Genomic DNA, 19,551 nt, shown 5'->3' on the forward strand with positions numbered 1-19,551 from the left:
GCCCATACAGATTGTGATGAATATGGATTTATTTTGGATGTTATTGTGACTCCTGGTAACCGTCATGATAGTCAAATTGCTCCTGATTTAGTTGCTTCTATCTGTACTAAATTTCTAGCGATACATACGGTAGCTGTTGATGCTGGATATAAAACGGCTTCATTTGTTGAATTTCTCCGTCTGAAAAATCTTCACCTTGTTCTTTCTTACATACTTCCTAGAGGCGATCGAAGATGTATATTCTCCTTCTAATATCTACATCCCGCCGTTACGCTTTTGCTTTAGCGTTGTTTTGGGTGGGTGGTTCTGGTACAATGTTAATAATTTCTTGATTCGACTATTACCAATAAGGTGAAGCGATTACATAGGATTATTTCGGAGGATAAAACATGAATTCAACAGTTACTTTCTATGTTACTCGACATGGGGAAACATTACTTAACCAATTACATAAAGCACAAGGTTGGGTGGATTCCCCATTAACTGAAAGAGGAATCCAAGCAGCCTCACAATTAGGACTACAACTGAAAAATGTCCAGTTTTCATCTGCATTTTCCAGTGATACATCTAGAGCTTTACAGACTGGAAAAACCATATTAACTGCACAGGGACAAAATGAACTGCCAGTTATTACTGATAAAAGGCTCCGTGAGTGGTGTTTGGGCTGTTGGGAAGCAGAAAATAATAATAAGTTTATTTCCAGTATGATGAATGAATTACAGATACAAAATGATTTTGCAGCACTTAATTACCGTCTGCCAGAAGTTCATGAGGTTATTTATAAATCCGACATCACAGGTATGGTTGAACCGTTTCAGATGATTATGGATAGATTGGAAAGTTTTCTCAAAGATACAGGTGATAATTTTATTCACTTGGATAATCCAAACGTCCTGATTGTTACCCATGCTTTTGCTATTAAAACATTGCTGTATTTGTTTTCAAAAGAAATGTTGCGAAAAAAACCTAAAATCAAAAATGTCGATATTATTTGTATTAAATGGGATGGTAAAAGTTTTTCTATCCTTACATGATAAGCATCATACGCCTTTGCGGCTCAGGCGATAATAGGAATTAAGAAGAAAACTGAAAATATGGCACAAGATCTTTACAACAGCCAATATAAAAATATGAAATATAGTGAAAAGGATAATGTCGCGCTACTTACATAGAAACAAAAATGCAGTTATGAGCCTCTTTGGGAGAAGCTTCACTCTTTGGAGTTTCCTATAGTAGCTAATAATCTTTCCCAAGTACTATTTGAGTTATGCTTTTTCCGTAGAGCCTTTAAAAATCTTCTCGTGTCTAGACGGCCATAAGCTGGTGGATATTCTGTCAGGAATTACTTTTTTTGCTAATAACCCTAAAATCGTTGCTCCGACTGAAAGAGTTCCTATTATTGCTAAGCAGCATGATAAAACCAACCAACAGATGTGCTCCTTTTTTTAAAAGCCGAAATTTATCCTCTTCTTGAAATAGTTTCTTCTAGTCCCTTGGCTCATCCTTCTATTTTTGAAGAAGTTTTTATTACGATTCCAGCATATTCATTATTTTACTCTTCATAATAATCTATTTCGTAGCTGCCAAATTCATTGTGCAATAATTCATTCATCTTCTATTACTCCTTTTGAGAAGCTTTCAGCTCTTCTACATTCAGTAAAACTTCACAGTCGCAATAGCCGCCATTATCTCTCAACCAATTTAGAATTTTTTCTTCCCCAAGTTCATATTTCTGTAGATACTCAATCGTAAGCTGATGGTTATTTGCGCCCCCTTTTTCTTTTCCTCTCTTTTCATTTTTATCCTACCTTATCGATCCTTTTGAAATGTCTCAATTTATTTAGCAGGTAAAAAACATACAATAACCAGTTTATTAAATTCATATAATAGCTTAAACCTTCATTTTAAATACACACAATTCATAAGCGATTGAAAAAATTTAAAATAATAAATCTTATAAAACAAAAAAAGACTAAGCACATTTCATCTTAGTCTAAAAAGTTGTTCTTAAAAGAATTATTCACCATTTTTATATAATGAAAATAAAAATAGCTAATAAAAAACTATTCTTTCACTTCAATTTCTTTCATCACATTCGACAACACGCCATTGACAAACTTTCTTGAGCGGTCATCACTATATTTTTTCGTTAATTCAAGCGCTTCGTTTAATGCGACGGTATTCGGAACGTCAGCTGCATACAGCATTTCAAAAATAGCGATACGTAAAACAATCAGATCCATCTTCGCAATGCGATTTAATGACCAGTTACGGCCTAAATGCTTTTCAATAACCTCGTCTAATTCTGCTTTTCTATTGCACACGCCGCCAACTAATAAATCTAAATAGGATGGAACAAAGGCTTCTTCATCTTCACTAATAATCTCATGATGATCCAATTCCAATGCGTAGGAAATCGCATCTTGTTTGGTCAAATCCGCATTAAAATCTAAAGGAAACAAGGCTTGCAGTGCTTTTTCACGAATCTCACGACGAGTAAAACTTGGCTTACTCATTTTCGCCCTCTTCTTCCGGGAATAGTTCGTCAAAATCTGGTTCCGGTAATTTTTCCGGTACAACAGCGACAACATGGATGTTTACTTCCACTAAATCAATGTCCGTCATAAACAGAACCTGTTGTTTGACCAAATCCTGCATTTCCAAAGCGACTTTAGGTACTGAGATACCATAATCCAAATAGCAGTAAATATCCACCTTTAGGCCGTCTTCTTCTGCTTTTAAATAAACGCCTTTGCCGTGAGCAGCACGACCTAGGAATTCTGTTACATTATTAGCAAAGGTGCCGCGCATACCATATACGCCATCCACTTTAGATGCTGCAATACCAATAATGACTTCGATTACTTCTGGCGCAATAACAATCTCGCCTAATGAATCTTTTGTATTAATCACTAGATTTTTTTCGTCAGTCATTTTTATCCTCCTCAATAGTTATGCACAAAAGCTGATAGAACTTGATTTTCTGCTGCTTCGTCCATTTACCTATCTAAGTTTACATTCATCACTAGTTTATCATTAAATGATGCGTTTCGCTACCAAAAAAACTAGAAGAAAGCGCATCAAAACAAATAATTAATTCTTTTGTACCAAAGCCTATAAAATAATCAATTCCTTCGGAGAGTGAGTTAAGACACGGTTGCCCTCTGCTGTAATAAGCAGATCGTCTTCAATTCGAACACCGCCCAATCCCGGTAAATAAATGCCCGGTTCATCTGTAATAACATTGCCCGGTACAAATTGTTTGTCTGCTCTAAAGGAAACATTCGGACCTTCATGAATTTCCAGCCCAATGCCGTGACCTGTACTATGACCAAAGGCAGTGCCATAACCATAAGAAGAGATATGATCGCGGGCAATTTTATCCAATTGAATCCCTGTCATACCCGGTTTAGCTGCATCAATAACTTTTAATTGCGCCTCTAAAACAATCTGATAAATCTCTTTTAATTTGCTTTCTGGTTCGCCAATCGCAAAGGTTCGCGTCATATCTGAAACATAGCCTTGATAGTAGCAACCGAAATCCAACGTAATTAAATCACCCTTTTCGATTATTTTCTCACTGGCCACACCATGAGGCATTGCGGAACGCACACCACTGGCTACAATCGTATCAAACGAAACACCAGAAGCACCTAATGAGCGCATATAAAAATCCATTTGATTGGCAATCTCAATTTCAGTCATACCTGGTTTAATGAGTGTTAAAATATTTTTGAACGCAGCATCAGCGATACTGCAGGCTTTTTCAATGATGGCAATTTCTTCTTCGTCTTTTATTTCACGCAGCTCTTCAATCATACCGGCAACTGGAATTAAGTCACAGGGCGTAATCTCTTCCAACAAGCTGTACTCCGCAAAGCTGACGTAAGTTTCTTCAAAAGCTAAATTTTCTAACTGCTCTTTTTCAGCTAGTGCGACAACTTCATCAAAAATCGGACCTTCATTTTTAATAATTTCAAAGCCCTGAGCCTGTGCCGCAGCCTGTTCCGTGTAACGAAAATCCGTGATAAAAAAAGCTTTTTCCAGTGTAATAACAGCCAAGCCGGTCGTTCCAGTAAAATTAGTTAAGTAGCGCAAATTATATGGACTAGTAATTAGAAAGCCAGATAAATTGTTTTTCTTCATTTGTTCCCGTAATTTATTTACTCGCATCATCATTTGTTGGCCCTTCTTTCCTATTTAGAATTCCTACTTATTATAACAAAGATTAATTTTAAAAAAAACTGAAGAAGCATAACCTCTAAATTATTCTAAAGTTTCCATTATATTTAACCTTTTTTAAGTTCTACCTGTTATCTTAATGGCAATGAAAGCGAGGGATTATGAAAAAAAGAGGAATCATTTATTTATTAATGTTAATTTTGGTTGGCCTGTTGTTTTATGCGTTTAAAATTGAACCCAAAAGAATCGTCCGCCATCACTATGTTTTAGGCAAAAAGAATGAGCAGAAACCTTTGCGCATTGTTCAGCTATCAGATATACATATAAAAAAAGACTACACCTCCGACCAGTTAGAAAAAATTGTTGCCAAGGTTAATGACGAGCAGCCGGACATTATCGTATTTACAGGAGATTTGTTTGATAATTACGCTAAGTACGGTCCCGCCGAAGCTGTTACTTCCGCTTTGGGTAACTTATCAGCACCTTTAGGTAAGTTTGCTGTTTGGGGCAATCATGATTACGGCGGTGCCGCCTCTCGTGTTTATCCCGAAATTTTAGCCGCAGCTGATTTTCAATTATTGGAAAATTCTGGTACAACGATTACTTTAGCTAACCAAAAATCGCTCTACATTGCTGGTTTAGACGACTCTTTATTAGGTAATGCTTCTATTTCAGCTGCACTTCAAGAGCGGCAAAGCGATTATACCATTGTCTTAACGCATGAGCCTGATACAGCTGATCACTTAATAGATCAAGATATTCAGCTTGTTTTAGCTGGTCATAGTCATGGTGGACAAATAAGAATCCCATTCTTCTCTATAAAAAATACCTTAGCTAAAAACTATGAAAAAGGCTTTTACCACCTGGCTAACGACACAACCTTATATGTCAATTCCGGTTTGGGCACAACGAAAATATCCGCACGCTTTAGAGTACCGCCAGAAATTGCGATCTTTGATCTGTATCTTTAAAAACCGAGGTCGGGACAGAAGTGCTAAGCCCTGAGAACCAAGAGAAGGTACGTTCATCATCGAATCACTACGTTCTTCGTGATTCAACGCAATAAGAAGGAATTCACGAAAATGACATGAAACACGAAAGATTTCTTTCGATGTTGAATGATTCCTACTAGGTGTTTTTCAAATTTTTGTGAATTTCGGCTTATTTCCGAAGGGTCTGCTTCTGTTCCCGCCGTTTATTCGTGTTTTGAGTGTGTGGCAAAAGTGTTCTTTACTTTTGTCTCACACTCGGTTTTTTCATAAATTTACCTAACTGATTCCTGTTTTATTCAGCTAAGTTTTTCACTCGACCGCCGATTTTATCAGCAAAGGCTTCAGCATAATTTTTAGTCGTAAAAATTTTCGCACATGTTTTATCTCTTGTACGTTGCCCTTCCTTACTAATATAACCATGTAATACTTTCACAGCGTACATGAACATCGCCCCTTTCTTCTTGTTATTTTTACTATAACGAAGAAAGCTTAATTCAACCATAAAGATCCTTGAATAAACTGTGAAGAGTTATTAAAAATTGCCAAACTTCTTAAATAGTTGCTAATAAAAAACAGCCGATCAAAGAAATCAGCTGCTCCTGTATTTTATACAATTATATTTTTCGTCTTTTTGTCCATATGAATTCTGGCCGTCCAAGTTTCAAAAATGACAAGTACAGGTTCTGAATGAGCCAGCTCTTTTTGATAAACGGATAATCGCGGCTCCAGCTCATCTGCTGATTCTATTGGCTGCAGAGAAAATTTACCTTTAAGCAACAAGCTTTCATGCTCCACTTCTTTATAACAGCAAATCGCACCACTGGGATTCAGCTGAATATTTTTGGCTGTTTCTCCGTTTCCATCTAAATAAAACTGAAACTTCAATAAACCTTCCCGCCACAACGGTGCAGAAACTGCTATCACTGTAGGGAAACCACGTTTGTCAATGGTCGAAATTAAAAATACTGTGCTTGAGTTAAGCAATTTTAGAATTCGTTCATGCAACTCCATTTGAAGGCCTCCTCTGTGAATAACAATAACTTATTATAGCAATTTTTATTCACTTTTAACACCCTTCTCACCTATAAACATGACTGATTTAGAAGATTGTCTAAAAAGAGACCTAGGTCACTACACTCCTTAGTTTATTCGATACTAGTCATCAGATTGACTTAACTGATGATAACTGTACATAGATCAAATCATCTTTCCTCTGTTTGATACATTTATCGGTTTTATAGGCGTCTGCTAGAACAGCTTTACTATAAATAAGAAATAAGTATAAATATTCTCATTTTGCTTATTCTCCCTATGTTATAATTTTTTTAAAGGAGTTGATTCATCATGATAACTAAATTTTTACATATTTCATTAATATCTGTTAATCTCTTGTTCTGCTTGGTACTTTTATTCATAGAACATGATAGCTTTGTTTGGGTAGGGGGAGCACTTGTCTGGCTAATTATTTTTTATAGCTTATTGCGTTACAACCAGACTTTTTTACTAAGTATTTTGATTCTACTCATCATATCTGTTTCAGCATTGCTATTTCTTGTATTCTTTATAACATATCTTATCAGTAATATTCCGGCTTCTGTTAATCAGACTGAGGCAGCAATTGTATCGGTAACAGGGATGATTTATACGTTCGGCAATCCTTTATTAAGTCTAATTATTATCGTTCGTAAAAATCTTGAAAACCACCGTTCGTCTCGAGTTAAATGAGCTGTTCGTTAATTGTCAGATTAGTAATAACACAATAGAACGCCCACCAATAGACGGTAGACGTTCTTATCTTAAGTTTACATAGTATTTTCCATCCCATATATAAACTTATCAAATAGGTTACTTTTCCTGGAGAGTAATTAGTCAAACGAAAATAATACTTTCCTATTTTCCCTTCAGGAAAAGTTTTACTCGTACCATATTTATATACATAATTTATATCATAAAACTGTGGTATATCTGGTAAGCTTTCTTTCTATTCAACGTTATAGCAACTTTTATTCACTTTTAATACCTTCTCACCTATAAACACAACTGGTCTGAAAAGAGATCTATGCCGCTATCCTCGATTCAAAATCATTAAAGTAAACGTACAGATGGCCACGACTATCAGAACGAATTGTACATGCTCTACTTGTTTCTGGTCGATTTCTTTAAACAATTCTTTTAATAATAGTAATATAAGAATCACCACAACAATATAAATAATGTAATAGGTTCTCAAACCGGATGCCCAAACTGTTGGCGAAAAACCCATCAATACTCTTGAACAAAATCCCATCAACAATAACAAAACAGCAAATTTTCCTTGCCTGCTGCTAGCAAAACTTCCATATAATCCAATAATGAAGCAAGCTAAGAGAGCAACTATTAAAAGAGTAGGTACCCAAGTTTCTGGATGTGTCAGCGATAGCTTTGTCCCCATTTTTGAAAAGACTTCATTTAAATTACTGCTGCTCCAGATCATTGCTCTTCTACTGCTTTTTTCACCAATATTTGTATAGCTGCGCTGCATTGTGTTTCCAATATAAATAATCAAGTTCAAAAATAAAGGAATTCCTGCTGCAACTTTCAAAGAATAACGTTGATATTTTTTGTAAGACAAAAAAAAGACTAGCGCAAATAAAAACAGAAAAATCAGATTCGTATCCAGAAAAAATACTTTTCCAAAAGAAGAAATCCCTAAATCAAGCTTATTAATCAAATTAAAATCTTTATATTGCGGAAACCATCTCGTGGTTTCACTTATACTTCGTGCAGCATTTCCCGGCGCTATCAGGGTAATTAAAATCTCAATGAAGCTGATGATGGAAAGTATCATTAATTTAACGTTATATCTTCCCTGTACCCACAAGACAATTGACAGCAAACCGGTCAAAACAAAATAGCAGGCATTTACTTGCTCTTGATTGGCAGCAAAAATAAGTAAAGGAATAATCAATCGATAACTTTTCACATTTATTGGTCTATCTTTTAATCGTTGGTAAAAAGGAAGGAACGCCCACAAACTAAAGGTTACCGGCCAATGATAATTAAGTGTTGTCGCTATCCACCCAGTTTCTCCCATGATAGTTAAGGGTGTGAAACAATAAACAGCAAAAACTATCAGTAAATGATTCACTCGAATCTTATCAAAAATATACAAACATAAAAGGAGGACAGTACCTAACATCACAAATGAGTTTATGATTTTCCACAATGCAAAATGATTGGAGAAAAACATCAAAAACAACTCGATAATTATTCGAGAGCTCCATGTTTTATAGTGATCTGCCGAAGCACCTAGATAACCAAATTGACTTAATCTTTTAGCATAAAATAAATCATCAGCTCGTACTGTAGGCATATAAAAATTAAAAAATAAAAAAGCTATCCAGATACCTAAAAGAACATATATCACATGTTGTTTATTTAAATTTTTATTACTTATCATTCTTTTAACCATTAGAAACCTCATTTTTTTATTCAATTATACCACAAGAAAACAGGTCATTTGATATTTATTTTTTTCAATTTTTTATACAATAAATATTTCCAAAATTACATTTATATATCCAATTAGGAAAAACAGCCGATTAATATCTATATTATTATTTATATTAAAAAAATACATATTTACGTACCTATCTTAAACAACGATTACATTTGTTTTTATTTTGTTATTAATTGAGCGTTCCATTCCATCAAACTAAAAAGCAACTGTAGCCAACGAAGTAATTGTTAGCAACTCTTATTTCCGAAGCCCTTCCACTCTTAACATATAGAAAATGATGAGCCCACGGTGCAGCTAACTTTCGCTACTTCTGCGATTCCTCAAAGCAAAACCCATATTTCTTTTTCATTTTCTCTGCTACCAAAAGCTAAAGAAAGAGATGAGGGCGAGACAAAACTAAAAAGCAGTTTCGTTTCACCCTTTATTTACGAATAAACATTGCACAAAAGTCAGGCTTTTGGCTCAATCTCGGCTCAAGTTTTTAATAATCAGCTTGCCGTTTTAAAACATTGGCTAACCTTGCATGTAGTGGATTACTATCATTCCAACTACTTAGAGTCGGAACATCCTTCCCCGTATTCGCTCGGTAAACTTGATTAATTGCTACTTTTTCATCTGGATGAGCTAACGAGTATATATGTTGTCCATTAAACCATTTTACCGGTGAACTACTATTTGCTTGATAAAATACCCACATTAAAAATTCCTCCATCTCATTATTATTATTTCCAGTACTGGAATCTATTTGCTCCAACTTTCCTGGATTTTGTCTGTTGATTGCATTATACGAAGGCACGAGCAAACTTAGATAGTGATCATAGCCGCTTGCGGCATAATCTGCTCTTGCTCCACCCACTCGAAATAATCCCTTGCAGTAATCTTGAATAGTTGTAGTTCCTTCTACATTATATAAACCGTTACGTTTGGACAGCAGAAAAGCAAAAGCTTTGAAAAAATCGTTCACTGTTGCAAAATGCACATAATATCCGCCTTCATTTGCTGGTCTTGCTGATCCACGACTCATGCTGATACCCAACTCATCGGGAACATTAAATGGTTCTGAAATACCACTCCAGTTGTTATCTTTACTACCTACAATTGACGTATTCGGATTTCCCCAATGACTTTCAATAAACATTTGAGCAATTAGAAAGCTCGGTTTAATATTGTATGGCTTGGCAGCTTGGATAACAAAACGGATAGTTTCTTGAGAAATTGTATTTCCAGCATTAGTTAATGTTCCACCTGAGTATTCGCCCCCTCCAGAGCTATCATTTCCATCTGAGTAATTAGGTCGAATAACGCCCCACACGCCATTCATATTGTGTGTTATTCGAGCTGCAGGACTACCTACCGTTAAGCTTGGATTTAGCCAGTTTTGATCAATGGATACAAAAATACCATTAGAGCTTCCATTCTCAACAGCAATTGCCGTGTGCCCATATTCAGCAAACGTGCCCAATCCCCAGATAAGAACATCTCCTGCCTTAATTTCAGAAGCATTCGAAATTCGTATTCTTGTAAATCCGCTTGGAATCACTTGTGAAGTCAAATTAATGGCATTTCCTGTTGGATGCCAGCCAAAATAACGATTCATGACATGAATCGTTAAATCCATACATTGAGCGCCATACATCCCGTCTTCGTCAATAGAGCGTCCTATCAAACTATTAGTATAATTTACAACATCTAATACTTTAACCATTTTTTACCTCCTAACTATTCATTTTGTAAGATCTTACAAGATAATTATATACACTAGTTAGCTATTTAGACTGTCACAGTTCTGTCATTATTCACCCAAAAAAACCGTTGTACTACATTCTTACTTTTTATAACTATGTTACTATCCTTTATCGAATAAGATCGTAGATAAAAAAGGTGCGAATAGTTTGTCTTAATGAAGCAACCACTCGATTTGCTTGTCTGTGAAAGCTATGCGGAACATTTTCGTGGTTAATGTACTTAAAATTCAAGCATGATAGTCATTCGTATAAAATAACGCTATCCTTGTATATGGTACTCTTCTTGCTTAAATAAAGTTCGTTTGTCATTATAACTTTTCTATGGCGGTACAGAAAAACTAACTTAATTTGCTAATTTTTAGTAGATGGCATTCAAAATGGCATTCAAGTGTTTGTTTATCCAAAATAAAAAAGCTCTACCCCTTACTACACAAGGGATAGAGCAGTTCAATTCAAAAATTATTGAGCGACTGGATATAGCGTTCTCGATTTCATAATGTATCCTTTTGTGTACTACCACAAAAGATTTCAAGCATATTTAAATTAATTAAAACCGCATGTGTCCGTTCCAGTACGAATCAGTTCAAGGTTAATAAAAAGCTAGGCATTGCGTTCTATTAACTGGATACTCCGACAAAACATAAAATGAATTGTTCTATCATTTCCATTTTTTTCAAGTAATTTTATGCATTATATATTTTATTCTCCTCATCCTAAAAATTAACCTCTTTGGAATCTACTTCAGTTACTTTGTCTTATGGGCAAATATTTTGGTTTTTGCCCATGTGAATTGATAACCCCTGTAACACGAACGATGTACTAAGAATCGGCGGTTATAGTCATTTCTACTAAGATATATCCTGGGAAAGTTTTATAATAGATTATTTTCCATTTCTTATTTCTGTCGCGGTTTCTTCTGGAACAACTATGCGAAAAAAACAATAAAGAGTTTCAAAAGTGAAAATAAAAAAACTCAGTTCCCCAAAAATTTAACACACAGCACGTTATTAAATATCTTGGCTCAATCTTGGAATATCTAATGTAGAGGCTACATTTTAATGGTTGCCACAACTGAAAAACAGGGTGATCTGATATTAATGACTAAAATCATAACCAAACACAGCTTATTACATTGGATATTGGTGAAAACGAATTTACCCATCGTACATTGATTACTTTTCCTACTGAAACAACTGAAGAAACTTGTGCAATGATGAGCGTAAGTTTCTTAAAGCCTCTGAGATTGAAAATTTGCAGGCGAATACTGATAAGAAACAAATAAACTGGATAAAATATTTCAAACTTATCTAGCTTAGCAAAAATTTGAGTACTTACGTGGTTACGTAACAAAAACTACTTTTGACAAAATTTCATTTCTGATATCGTAAATTTCCTCTTTATTTTCTCCAAATAAAATAAAGTACCCTAACCTATCCCAAAATGATTTTGCAATAGCGACTTGTTCTCCTATGTTTACATATAATTGAAACTCAGTAATATACTCTTTATATCCTTTAATCAACTCAATATTTTCTATCGATCTCAGCTTTCCGTTATTAGAAGTTGAACAATATTGAATTATCGAATATTTCACTATAACGCTTTTTATGCTAGTCGGAAAGCCACACATTAATAAGATGTACTGTTTTCTGAAATTCATATCGTAAGAAAGTGATATCCCATTCGGTATAAAATCGCCTGGCATTCGTGCAGCACACTCAATTAAATATGCTTTGTTTTCAAAAATTTTCCATTCAGCATGAAGAACACCTGTCCCAACTGAGGCTGATGAAATTAGTAGTTCAACTTGCTCCATAATACTATTTGCTGGAATATAATTAGCATATTCTATATGTTCTTGACCTGGAATTCCTACTTTTTTTGTGAAGTTTTTAAAGATTACCTCACCGTTACTTACTAGAACCTCTGTACTAACCTCTTGTCCTTGTATATAATCTTCAACCAAAAATTCTAGTTCTATTTGTTTTTTGGATAATATTGGCTCATCTATGATTATCTGACTATTCCTAAAGCCTTTAATTATATCACTTTCTGAGTCAATAAATTCAATGCCGATTGATCCTTGCCGATTAGTAGGCTTTATTACAATTTTGTGACCGTTATAAAATTCCTCAATATCCTTATAAGTCGATATAAAGCTAAAGTTAGAAGAATTTATATTATTTTTTCACAAAATTCTCTTAAATTATACTTATTCGTAAAGATCGTAGCTCCTTTTATACCAATCCCAGGTACCTTAAAAAAAGTAGATAGCTTACTTGAAGCTACAACACTGTATTCAAATCCTGGAATTACAGCTTTAACTTCATATCCTTCTAAGCTACAATCACTGTTTTTAAAAAATCTGGATTATTATAATATTCTATATTTAGCCGTTTTTTGATAATTGGGCTTTCATATAATCCTAAATTTTTAATTATTGAATTACTTTCAATAATTATAAAATGATCACAAATTTTGAGTTCTTCTAGCTCTTTTATAAAAGCTTTATTTTGACCAACCAAAACTATTGCCATTTTCATATCCATTCTCCCTATTTCTCACACTTATGGTAAAAGATATCAAATTTTCTCTTTTTTTGTTACTTTTACAATTACATTGCTTCTTAGAGTAAAAACCATAAAAAACAGCCCTAAAATGCCACTAATAAAGATTAAAATAGCTATTATCAATGGTGATACTCGACCATTAAGCATAATAAACAACGCGCTGATCATCCGACCAATTTGCATATTAATACCACTAAAAGCCATATAAGATCCTTTTTTGCTTTCATCAATAACTTCAGCAAGAATTGTCTGAGAGGAAGGGATATATATCAACTCACCCAATGATGCTATAATCATCGAACCAGCTAATACAGTAGGCAGAGTGAAATAAGCCATTCCAGCATACCCAAAAGAAAATAACATAATCCCCAAAAATAAGAATAATTTTATTCTCTCTGAATTAAAAACTTTAATGATAAACGGTGTCAGTGTTACAATAATTATTGGATTAATTATAGAAACCACACTAAATAAACGAATCCCATCAAGTTCAAGTCTATTACCAAAAACAGATATTGAAGAAGTTAACACGTTTTGTGCAAAATGCAATGAAATATAATTACTTCGTTGATTTTCCACGGACACAATAAGTATGCTAGCTAGTGTAAAAAAAAGAAATCTTTTATTCTTTAATACATTAACGTAATTTCTAAATATTGATAATAAAGATTCTAAGGTACTATGCTTTTGGCCAATATCCTTTCCAGGAGAAAAAGTCTCTTCAATTTTTAAAATCGTTAATAAGGACGTTACACATGATAGCATAAATAAAAATATTAATAACTCACTAAAATAGGCCTCAAACATCCATCCACCGATAATAGTTCCAATAATTATAGAAAGGTTTGTTATCCAATAATTAACTGAAAAAATTTTGGGTCTGGATTCCGAGTTACTTAGATCAATTAACATTGCATCAGCTGCTGGATTTATCAAACCTTGTGATACACATACTCCACTAAAAAGAGTAAACATTATAATAGGAGATAGTTGAAAAATCATAAAAAATATACAACTTAATTTTAAAAATTCACCAGATACCATCATTGTTTTTCTACCAATGTTATCTGTCTTAAATCCACCATATAAACTAGAAATCAATTGCAACGCAGTTGTAATCAAAACCAGTAATGAAGATGTACCTACTGTAAAATAATTCAAATAATATATTGCCATGAAAGGTAGCAGCATTGAAGCACTCAATTTACTAAAAAAATTTATCATTAATCTGACTTTCAAAATCCGGTTAATTCCTTTAAACATTGCTAATCAACTCCTTTTGTAATATTATAATTATTGTAAGTAAAATAAGCAGTACGTCGAAAGGAGTGTCAAATGGGTTTCCCACATATTATGAATGATATTAATTATTTTTTATTACGGAGCATTTTGTATTTGTTTGAAAAAGAGCAGTTTGTAAAATTTAATCTATCTGAATTAGCTACTTCATGGAATTACAGTAAACAAAATACAAAACAAAAAATAAAAAACTACGAAAAAGCAGGACTTCTAAAATATACTTCTGGTATAGGCAGAGGCAACTTGTCTAGTATCCTTTTTTCAAACAACTTTAAGGATGATGTACAAAATGCTTTAATAACTAGCTTAGACTTTGAAGATATCACATTTCCATTACAATTATTAGAACTGAATATACCTGAATCTTGGTTTTCTCCTTTCATTCATTCCTTTCATCAACTTTTTGAAAAAAATAATGAAGATCATTTAGATTCCATAGTTCTTCTTTCAAATAAAACATTTAGATCTTTGCAACCACACAGAGCAACTTTTCTATTTGAAACTTTTCTAATTAATGAAATCGGAGAAAATTTGTTATCCTTTTGTGAGTCTTCAAAAAAAATATTGCCTTCGATTGCAATTCATTGGAACCATTCATCAGACTTTAAAGTATGGAATTTTAAATTAAGAAAAAATATTACTTTTCACAATGGAGAAAGACTCACAAGCTCTGACGTAAAAGCCTCTTTTATTAGAATTTCTAAAAAGAGTAATACAGGTTATTGGTTATTAAACAATCTTTTAGAAATAATATGTGAAAATGAGCACTCTATAACCTTTAAATTTCAACAGTCTGAACCCTTATTTGCCTATATGATTGTACATTATTCACTTATCATTCAACCAGCAAATAGTTTAAAAGAAGAAAATTTAGTAAGTTGTGGGGCATTTCAGGTCATCTCTCAAAATAGAAATTATCTTAAATTAAAATCATTTTCAGCATACTTCAAGGAAAAACCCATTATTAACACAATTGAAATCATTACCATTGACAAAAATATTAACAATTCAATTCTATTACCATCATTAAATCATCAATCTAGTGAAAATGAGAAGAAAGAATCTGTTTCTATTGAGCTAAAAGGATGTAGTTTTCTTATTTTTAATACTATGAAAGAAAATAAAAAAATAGATATATATATGAGAAAAGCTATTGGTTTGATTTATGATATCTATCAAATGATTTCAGATCTAAATATTACTATGTTGAAACCAATAAATAGCTTCTTTAGTGATAGTTCTTTAAAACGCGAGACTCAAACTATCGAAAACCTTCTAGAGAAATCCAACTATGCTGGTCAGAAACTTATATTATCGGCTCCAAATAATCAACGAATGCACTCTGAATTAAATTGGTTCATAAACCAAGCAATATTTTTTGGATTAGAAATCCAATTAGACCATTACTCATTAGAGGATGATCAATATTTAACAAAGCTTAAAACTCAATCAGATATGATCATTGGTACTGATATTTCTACATTGATTGATGATTTAGCCTTTATTGATTTTTTATTAAATCCATTTCTCTTCCCAGCAAATCTTTTTAGCGCTAAGCACAAAAAAAAATTAAATATCCTTTTAAATCAATATAGATTTAGTATTACTGAATCTTCTCGGTTAGCAGCACGAGAAGAAGTTGAAAACTATATTCAAGCCAATGGGCTCCTGTACTACCTTTACCGACCAATGAAACATTACCAACTTCATCCAGACTTAAATGGTGTTGTATTTGATACAAAAGGCAACATTGACCTACACAAAATATGGTCAAATTAAACGATTCAACTCCCATTGTACCAATCAATAATAGTAGAAATAGTATCATTTAATTCAAGCTCAGAATGTGCTGAAACAACATGGGCAATTTGATAATCTACACTGGATTTAGCTTGTTTCGATTTTTTTTCTTTATTATGCTCATTAATAAAAGAATCTATAACATTTTTATTGTCTGAATATGGGGCAGTGATTTTTACATGTGGAGGAACCGATACCCAACCAATATTTTTATTATTCTTTTTGAAATCAGAATTAAATATTTGATTTCCAATCTTCTCATCAATCTGAAAAGCAATATCCAATAGTGTTAAATCAACTCCATATTTGCTCTTTATTGAACTATTTATTTGCCCTCCACCTGATCTTGGCGATAATTCACTAAAAATTAAATCTCCATTCTCTCTTTGGAAAAATTCACCATGAAAGCAAAAAGGTGCTTTGCGGTTTCGTACTAGTTTTGATAAAACCTTTTTGCTTTCCGTTTTAATTTTATGATAAAAATACGAGTTATCTTCAATTATGACAGAACCTAAATATTCTCCTTTTTGATAATCTAAACAAGGTACAAGATATTTTGATGCGCAAAAAAATTTAAATTTATCTCTTTCAGGATCATATATCCCATCAACATGGTACTCTGTCCCTTCAACCAAACTTTCAATTAAAGATTCTTTTATTGAGTTAGAGGATATATACTTTCTAAGTTCTATGTCATTTTCGATTATGCTTACATTTTTTGAACCTGCTCCTAATCTAGGTTTTATAATAAATGGATATCCATTTAAGGAGATAAATTTGTGAATGTCTATAATACTATCCACATTAAAATAAAAAGCGGTTTTTACCAATTTTGATACGTAATTTTTCATTATATATTTATCTCTAAAATTAGTTGCATCTTCCAGAGATTGCCCTTCTATTCCTAAATATTCTCTGACAGCAGCTGCTACAATCATCTCTCTCTCTGTAAACGAAATTATTTTTGTAAAATTACTATCCTCGTGTTCCTTGATAAGATCCCAAAAACAAAGTTCTGGTTGTCTAAGCTGCTCATATGAGATTATTTTATCAGCATGTTCTGAATAATTATTTTCAAAATCATTCCAAGTAAATAAACAAATTTCTACATCACTATGTTTAAACAGTCTATTTAAATCAATAAAATCATTCCGAAAAAAATACAGTATGGCTAATCGCTTTTTCATTGCTTACTTCCTCCTAAAAATCAAAAAATGATTATATATTTTTTTTAATATAGTCTACAATGCAAGCTATTTTTTTATCATCTGATTTAAATATTTCAGGAAAATTACTTTGTATAGGCATTCTCGAACCTGATTTCATCGCATTTTCTATAAATATCCCCATAATTGGATTAACCTCCAAAATATATGGCTTTTGATTTTTACTATCCTCTACTATGTCAACAATTGTAGTGGTGACACCAATAATTTTGGAAGCCTTTAATGCTATTTTTTTATGTTCTTCTTTCATAGGGATTGGCATCATCTCTCCACCAGAACCAATATTTGTTTTATAACTATGTTTGTGTCCCCGGCTATAGCCCCCTACTACTTCTCCATTAAAAATCTCAATTCGATAGTCATGTTTTTCAAATTTTATAAATTCTTCAATGTAGTAATCAGAAAAAAATGACTCTGTACATTTTATAAAATCGTTCAATGTCTCAGTATCACTAAATTTAACAATGCCATTTCCACAATGATTTCTTCTAGGTTTTACTAGAAAAGTTGACCATTCTTTTAATAAAGGTTCAACTTTTTCAAAATCTGAACGTGAACTAAAAAATAATGCGTTTGGAACCCTTAATCCATTATTTCTCAATAAGAAGTTTGTTAACATTTTATCTTTTGCAATTGAAAATGAAGAGTAATCATTTATTACTTTGACTTTAGAATAAGATAACACCTTTAAAATATCTTCTTGGAAATTTGATTGTTCATCCGCATTCATATGATACAGCATATCCAAATCACTGATACAACGTCCATCTTCTGTATAAATATCCCCATTGTATACATAACAATTTCTCATATCAAAATCAGTAATAACTTCAATACATTGTTTTTCAAGCGCACTCTTTATCTTTTCTAAAACCTTATCTCCATTTTCATTTTGATAAAACCAAAATCCCACTTTTTTCATATAGACTCACTCTTTCTCAGATTGTTTATTTCATTTTTTCGTCTAAACTCTTCAGCTGGGGAAATTATGTCATCATATAACAAATGTTCAATCAAGGTTTCTTCCCCTAATCCTTCATGCTTAAGACCAATAAAAGAAATCCTAAGCAATTCCTTAACCAAAGAATTAAATGTACTATCCAGATGATTGTTAATAAACTTATGACTTGACAATAACAATCTTGATTTCTCATAATTTGAAAATATTACAGGATATTTTTTTATAAAAATATTTTTAATTTGTTTACTCTCCTCCATATTGTTCAAACATCCCTTAATGAAGGCACTAGGCGCAAAACATCTCGTTAAAGGCTGTTGGCAATCATCCCTAATTTCTAAAGTACCTTGATTCCTTACTTCTATTGGTTTATACGACCTACACACATCAAAGTCTCTATATTCTGGTTGAATAATAACTTCTTCATTAGTTGTAACATTCTTGCCTTTTATACTTCTAGTTGAATAAAAACTGTCTAAAGTCCTTGGATGGATTCTTATATATTCATTATTTCTGCATACAAAAAATATTTCGCGCTTTGTAATTCCATGTATTATTTCCTCTAAAGTACATCTAGGCTTATAATGCTTAACATTCCAAGGATAATGTCCAAATCTACTATTTCTCCATAAATAATCTCTTACACAGTTATTATCATTATGGAGATTAGTGTTCAAAAGTGAGTTAGAAAATAATACTACTTTAATTGAACTAATAAAAGATAACAATTCAATATACTCTTCCATTTCGTTCAATGAAACATCAACGTGAGTATGGATAGAACAAGCGTAAGAGCAAAAGGAGTTTTCTACCCTCTTCGTTTTTTCACTACTTAAGTGAGCTTGAACCATTCTATAGTATGGAGTATCAAGTGATTCAAAATTAATCAAATCAATATCTGGATGAATGCCCGTATCTCCTAGTTTAAATTTATATGGTTTCAAAAAGTCACTAACAAAACCGTAGTAATTTTCAAACCTCTTTTTTATATCTAGAATATTCTTTGATTTAGCCATAGAAAACTCAACAATATTTGTCGAGAAATCAAATGATATCTCATCATAGTTAACTGGACAGTAACACTGTAACTGATTTTCTATTTGAATAAATTTTTTTTCTCTTACAAAATACTCTATTAGTTTTCTATGAACCTCTATATTTCCATATTTTTTTGTCTCATCAAGCAAAGGAAATTCTAATTCTATACCAATATTCTTAGCTTTGCTACTTGTAAACTTTTTCCAGAGAAAACTTTCAACATACTGATAAATATTTTGCAT

The 19,551-nt window shown here is 32.7% G+C and carries 17 protein-coding genes and 2 pseudogenes; 4 read left to right on the forward strand and 15 right to left on the reverse strand.

Annotated features, from left to right (window positions below):
* A partial coding sequence (locus ABH902_RS04860) for a transposase (protein ID WP_404589432.1) occupies positions 1 to 252 on the forward strand: 252 nt, incomplete at its 5' end.
* 137 nt (positions 253 to 389) lie between these two features.
* Positions 390 to 1,034, forward strand: coding sequence for a histidine phosphatase family protein (locus ABH902_RS04865; RefSeq protein WP_404589433.1), 645 nt, complete (start codon positions 390 to 392; stop codon positions 1,032 to 1,034).
* Between the two features lie 584 nt (positions 1,035 to 1,618).
* On the opposite strand, the pseudogene ABH902_RS04870 reads toward ABH902_RS04865, so the two are convergent.
* From ABH902_RS04870 to ABH902_RS04885, 4 genes and pseudogenes are all read right to left on the reverse strand, one after another.
* Positions 1,619 to 1,753: pseudogene (locus ABH902_RS04870) on the reverse strand (DUF2695 domain-containing protein); the annotation flags it as partial.
* Between the two features lie 310 nt (positions 1,754 to 2,063).
* Positions 2,064 to 2,516 carry a transcription antitermination factor NusB gene (nusB, locus tag ABH902_RS04875; RefSeq protein WP_404589434.1) on the reverse strand — a complete coding sequence of 151 codons (453 nt, stop codon included), beginning with the start codon at positions 2,514 to 2,516 and terminating at the stop codon, positions 2,064 to 2,066.
* A complete protein-coding gene (locus tag ABH902_RS04880; protein ID WP_404589435.1) occupies positions 2,509 to 2,934 on the reverse strand; it encodes an Asp23/Gls24 family envelope stress response protein in 426 nt (141 codons plus the stop codon). Before ABH902_RS04880 ends, nusB begins: the two co-directional genes overlap by 8 nt.
* 180 nt (positions 2,935 to 3,114) lie before the next feature.
* Positions 3,115 to 4,179 (reverse strand): M24 family metallopeptidase, encoded by a 1,065-nt coding sequence (locus ABH902_RS04885; RefSeq protein ID WP_404589436.1) that lies wholly within the window; start codon positions 4,177 to 4,179, stop codon positions 3,115 to 3,117.
* A gap of 164 nt (positions 4,180 to 4,343) precedes the next feature.
* Between ABH902_RS04885 and ABH902_RS04890 the strand changes: the two genes are divergently transcribed.
* The gene (locus ABH902_RS04890) at positions 4,344 to 5,153 is read left to right on the forward strand and encodes a metallophosphoesterase (protein WP_404589437.1); all 810 of its coding nucleotides are present in this window, start codon (positions 4,344 to 4,346) and stop codon (positions 5,151 to 5,153) included.
* Positions 5,154 to 5,466: 313 nt separating this feature from the next.
* On the opposite strand, the gene ABH902_RS04895 is transcribed toward ABH902_RS04890, so the two are convergent.
* The 8 genes and pseudogenes from ABH902_RS04895 to ABH902_RS04930 all read right to left on the reverse strand — a co-directional run bounded on the left by ABH902_RS04895 (position 5,467) and on the right by ABH902_RS04930 (position 14,251).
* Entirely contained in the window at positions 5,467 to 5,616 is a 150-nt protein-coding gene (locus tag ABH902_RS04895; RefSeq protein ID WP_404589438.1) for a hypothetical protein, read from the reverse strand.
* Positions 5,617 to 5,780: 164 nt separating this feature from the next.
* Positions 5,781 to 6,185 (reverse strand): pyridoxamine 5'-phosphate oxidase family protein, encoded by a 405-nt coding sequence (locus ABH902_RS04900; RefSeq protein ID WP_404589439.1) that lies wholly within the window; start codon positions 6,183 to 6,185, stop codon positions 5,781 to 5,783.
* 1,054 nt (positions 6,186 to 7,239) lie between these two features.
* Entirely contained in the window at positions 7,240 to 8,613 is a 1,374-nt protein-coding gene (locus ABH902_RS04905; protein WP_404589614.1) for a hypothetical protein, read from the reverse strand.
* A 541-nt stretch (positions 8,614 to 9,154) separates the two neighbouring features.
* Positions 9,155 to 10,378 carry a glucosaminidase domain-containing protein gene (locus ABH902_RS04910; protein WP_404589440.1) on the reverse strand — a complete coding sequence of 408 codons (1,224 nt, stop codon included), beginning with the start codon at positions 10,376 to 10,378 and terminating at the stop codon, positions 9,155 to 9,157.
* A 790-nt stretch (positions 10,379 to 11,168) separates the two neighbouring features.
* Positions 11,169 to 11,353: pseudogene (locus ABH902_RS04915) on the reverse strand (transcription termination/antitermination NusG family protein); the annotation flags it as partial.
* 404 nt (positions 11,354 to 11,757) lie between these two features.
* Positions 11,758 to 12,597, reverse strand: a complete 840-nt coding sequence (locus tag ABH902_RS04920; protein ID WP_404589615.1) for an ATP-grasp domain-containing protein — start codon at positions 12,595 to 12,597, stop codon at positions 11,758 to 11,760.
* A gap of 157 nt (positions 12,598 to 12,754) precedes the next feature.
* Positions 12,755 to 12,961 (reverse strand): hypothetical protein, encoded by a 207-nt coding sequence (locus ABH902_RS04925; RefSeq protein WP_404589441.1) that lies wholly within the window; start codon positions 12,959 to 12,961, stop codon positions 12,755 to 12,757.
* Between the two features lie 39 nt (positions 12,962 to 13,000).
* A complete protein-coding gene (locus tag ABH902_RS04930) occupies positions 13,001 to 14,251 on the reverse strand; it encodes an MFS transporter (RefSeq protein WP_404589442.1) in 1,251 nt (416 codons plus the stop codon).
* 132 nt (positions 14,252 to 14,383) lie between these two features.
* Here ABH902_RS04930 and ABH902_RS04935 point away from each other — a divergent pair, with 132 nt between their 5' ends.
* Entirely contained in the window at positions 14,384 to 16,066 is a 1,683-nt protein-coding gene (locus ABH902_RS04935; protein ID WP_404589443.1) for an ABC transporter substrate-binding protein, read from the forward strand.
* A gap of 5 nt (positions 16,067 to 16,071) precedes the next feature.
* On the opposite strand, the gene ABH902_RS04940 is transcribed toward ABH902_RS04935, so the two are convergent.
* From ABH902_RS04940 to ABH902_RS04950, 3 genes are read right to left on the reverse strand one after another with little or no spacing between them, the layout of a single operon-like run.
* Positions 16,072 to 17,274: an acetyl-CoA carboxylase biotin carboxylase subunit family protein gene (locus ABH902_RS04940; protein WP_404589444.1), complete on the reverse strand. Its 1,203-nt coding sequence runs from the start codon at positions 17,272 to 17,274 to the stop codon at positions 16,072 to 16,074.
* 31 nt (positions 17,275 to 17,305) lie between these two features.
* Positions 17,306 to 18,235 (reverse strand): RimK family alpha-L-glutamate ligase, encoded by a 930-nt coding sequence (locus ABH902_RS04945; protein WP_404589445.1) that lies wholly within the window; start codon positions 18,233 to 18,235, stop codon positions 17,306 to 17,308.
* Complete coding sequence (locus ABH902_RS04950; RefSeq protein ID WP_404589446.1) at positions 18,232 to 19,551, reverse strand: hypothetical protein; 1,320 nt, start codon at positions 19,549 to 19,551, stop codon at positions 18,232 to 18,234. Before ABH902_RS04950 ends, ABH902_RS04945 begins: the two co-directional genes overlap by 4 nt.

Source organism: Enterococcus sp. UD-01, assembly GCF_044909655.1.
Lineage (GTDB): Bacteria > Bacillota > Bacilli > Lactobacillales > Enterococcaceae > Enterococcus_L.

Excerpts from the sequence above, each read along its gene's own strand:
- ABH902_RS04940 (WP_404589444.1), bottom strand. The coding sequence starts at position 17,274 with ATGAAAAAGCGATTAGCCATACTGTATTTTTTTCGGAATGATTTTATT.
- ABH902_RS04930 (WP_404589442.1), bottom strand. The coding sequence starts at position 14,251 with ATGTTTAAAGGAATTAACCGGATTTTGAAAGTCAGATTAATGATAAAT.
- ABH902_RS04900 (WP_404589439.1), bottom strand. The coding sequence starts at position 6,185 with ATGGAGTTGCATGAACGAATTCTAAAATTGCTTAACTCAAGCACAGTA.
- ABH902_RS04885 (WP_404589436.1), bottom strand. The coding sequence starts at position 4,179 with ATGATGATGCGAGTAAATAAATTACGGGAACAAATGAAGAAAAACAAT.
- ABH902_RS04880 (WP_404589435.1), bottom strand. The coding sequence starts at position 2,934 with ATGACTGACGAAAAAAATCTAGTGATTAATACAAAAGATTCATTAGGC.
- ABH902_RS04895 (WP_404589438.1), bottom strand. The coding sequence starts at position 5,616 with ATGTACGCTGTGAAAGTATTACATGGTTATATTAGTAAGGAAGGGCAA.
- ABH902_RS04890 (WP_404589437.1), top strand. The coding sequence starts at position 4,344 with ATGAAAAAAAGAGGAATCATTTATTTATTAATGTTAATTTTGGTTGGC.
- ABH902_RS04865 (WP_404589433.1), top strand. The coding sequence starts at position 390 with ATGAATTCAACAGTTACTTTCTATGTTACTCGACATGGGGAAACATTA.
- ABH902_RS04950 (WP_404589446.1), bottom strand. The coding sequence starts at position 19,551 with ATGCAAAATATTTATCAGTATGTTGAAAGTTTTCTCTGGAAAAAGTTT.
- ABH902_RS04910 (WP_404589440.1), bottom strand. The coding sequence starts at position 10,378 with ATGGTTAAAGTATTAGATGTTGTAAATTATACTAATAGTTTGATAGGA.
- ABH902_RS04945 (WP_404589445.1), bottom strand. The coding sequence starts at position 18,235 with ATGAAAAAAGTGGGATTTTGGTTTTATCAAAATGAAAATGGAGATAAG.
- ABH902_RS04925 (WP_404589441.1), bottom strand. The coding sequence starts at position 12,961 with ATGAAAATGGCAATAGTTTTGGTTGGTCAAAATAAAGCTTTTATAAAA.
- nusB (WP_404589434.1), bottom strand. The coding sequence starts at position 2,516 with ATGAGTAAGCCAAGTTTTACTCGTCGTGAGATTCGTGAAAAAGCACTG.
- ABH902_RS04905 (WP_404589614.1), bottom strand. The coding sequence starts at position 8,613 with ATGATAAGTAATAAAAATTTAAATAAACAACATGTGATATATGTTCTT.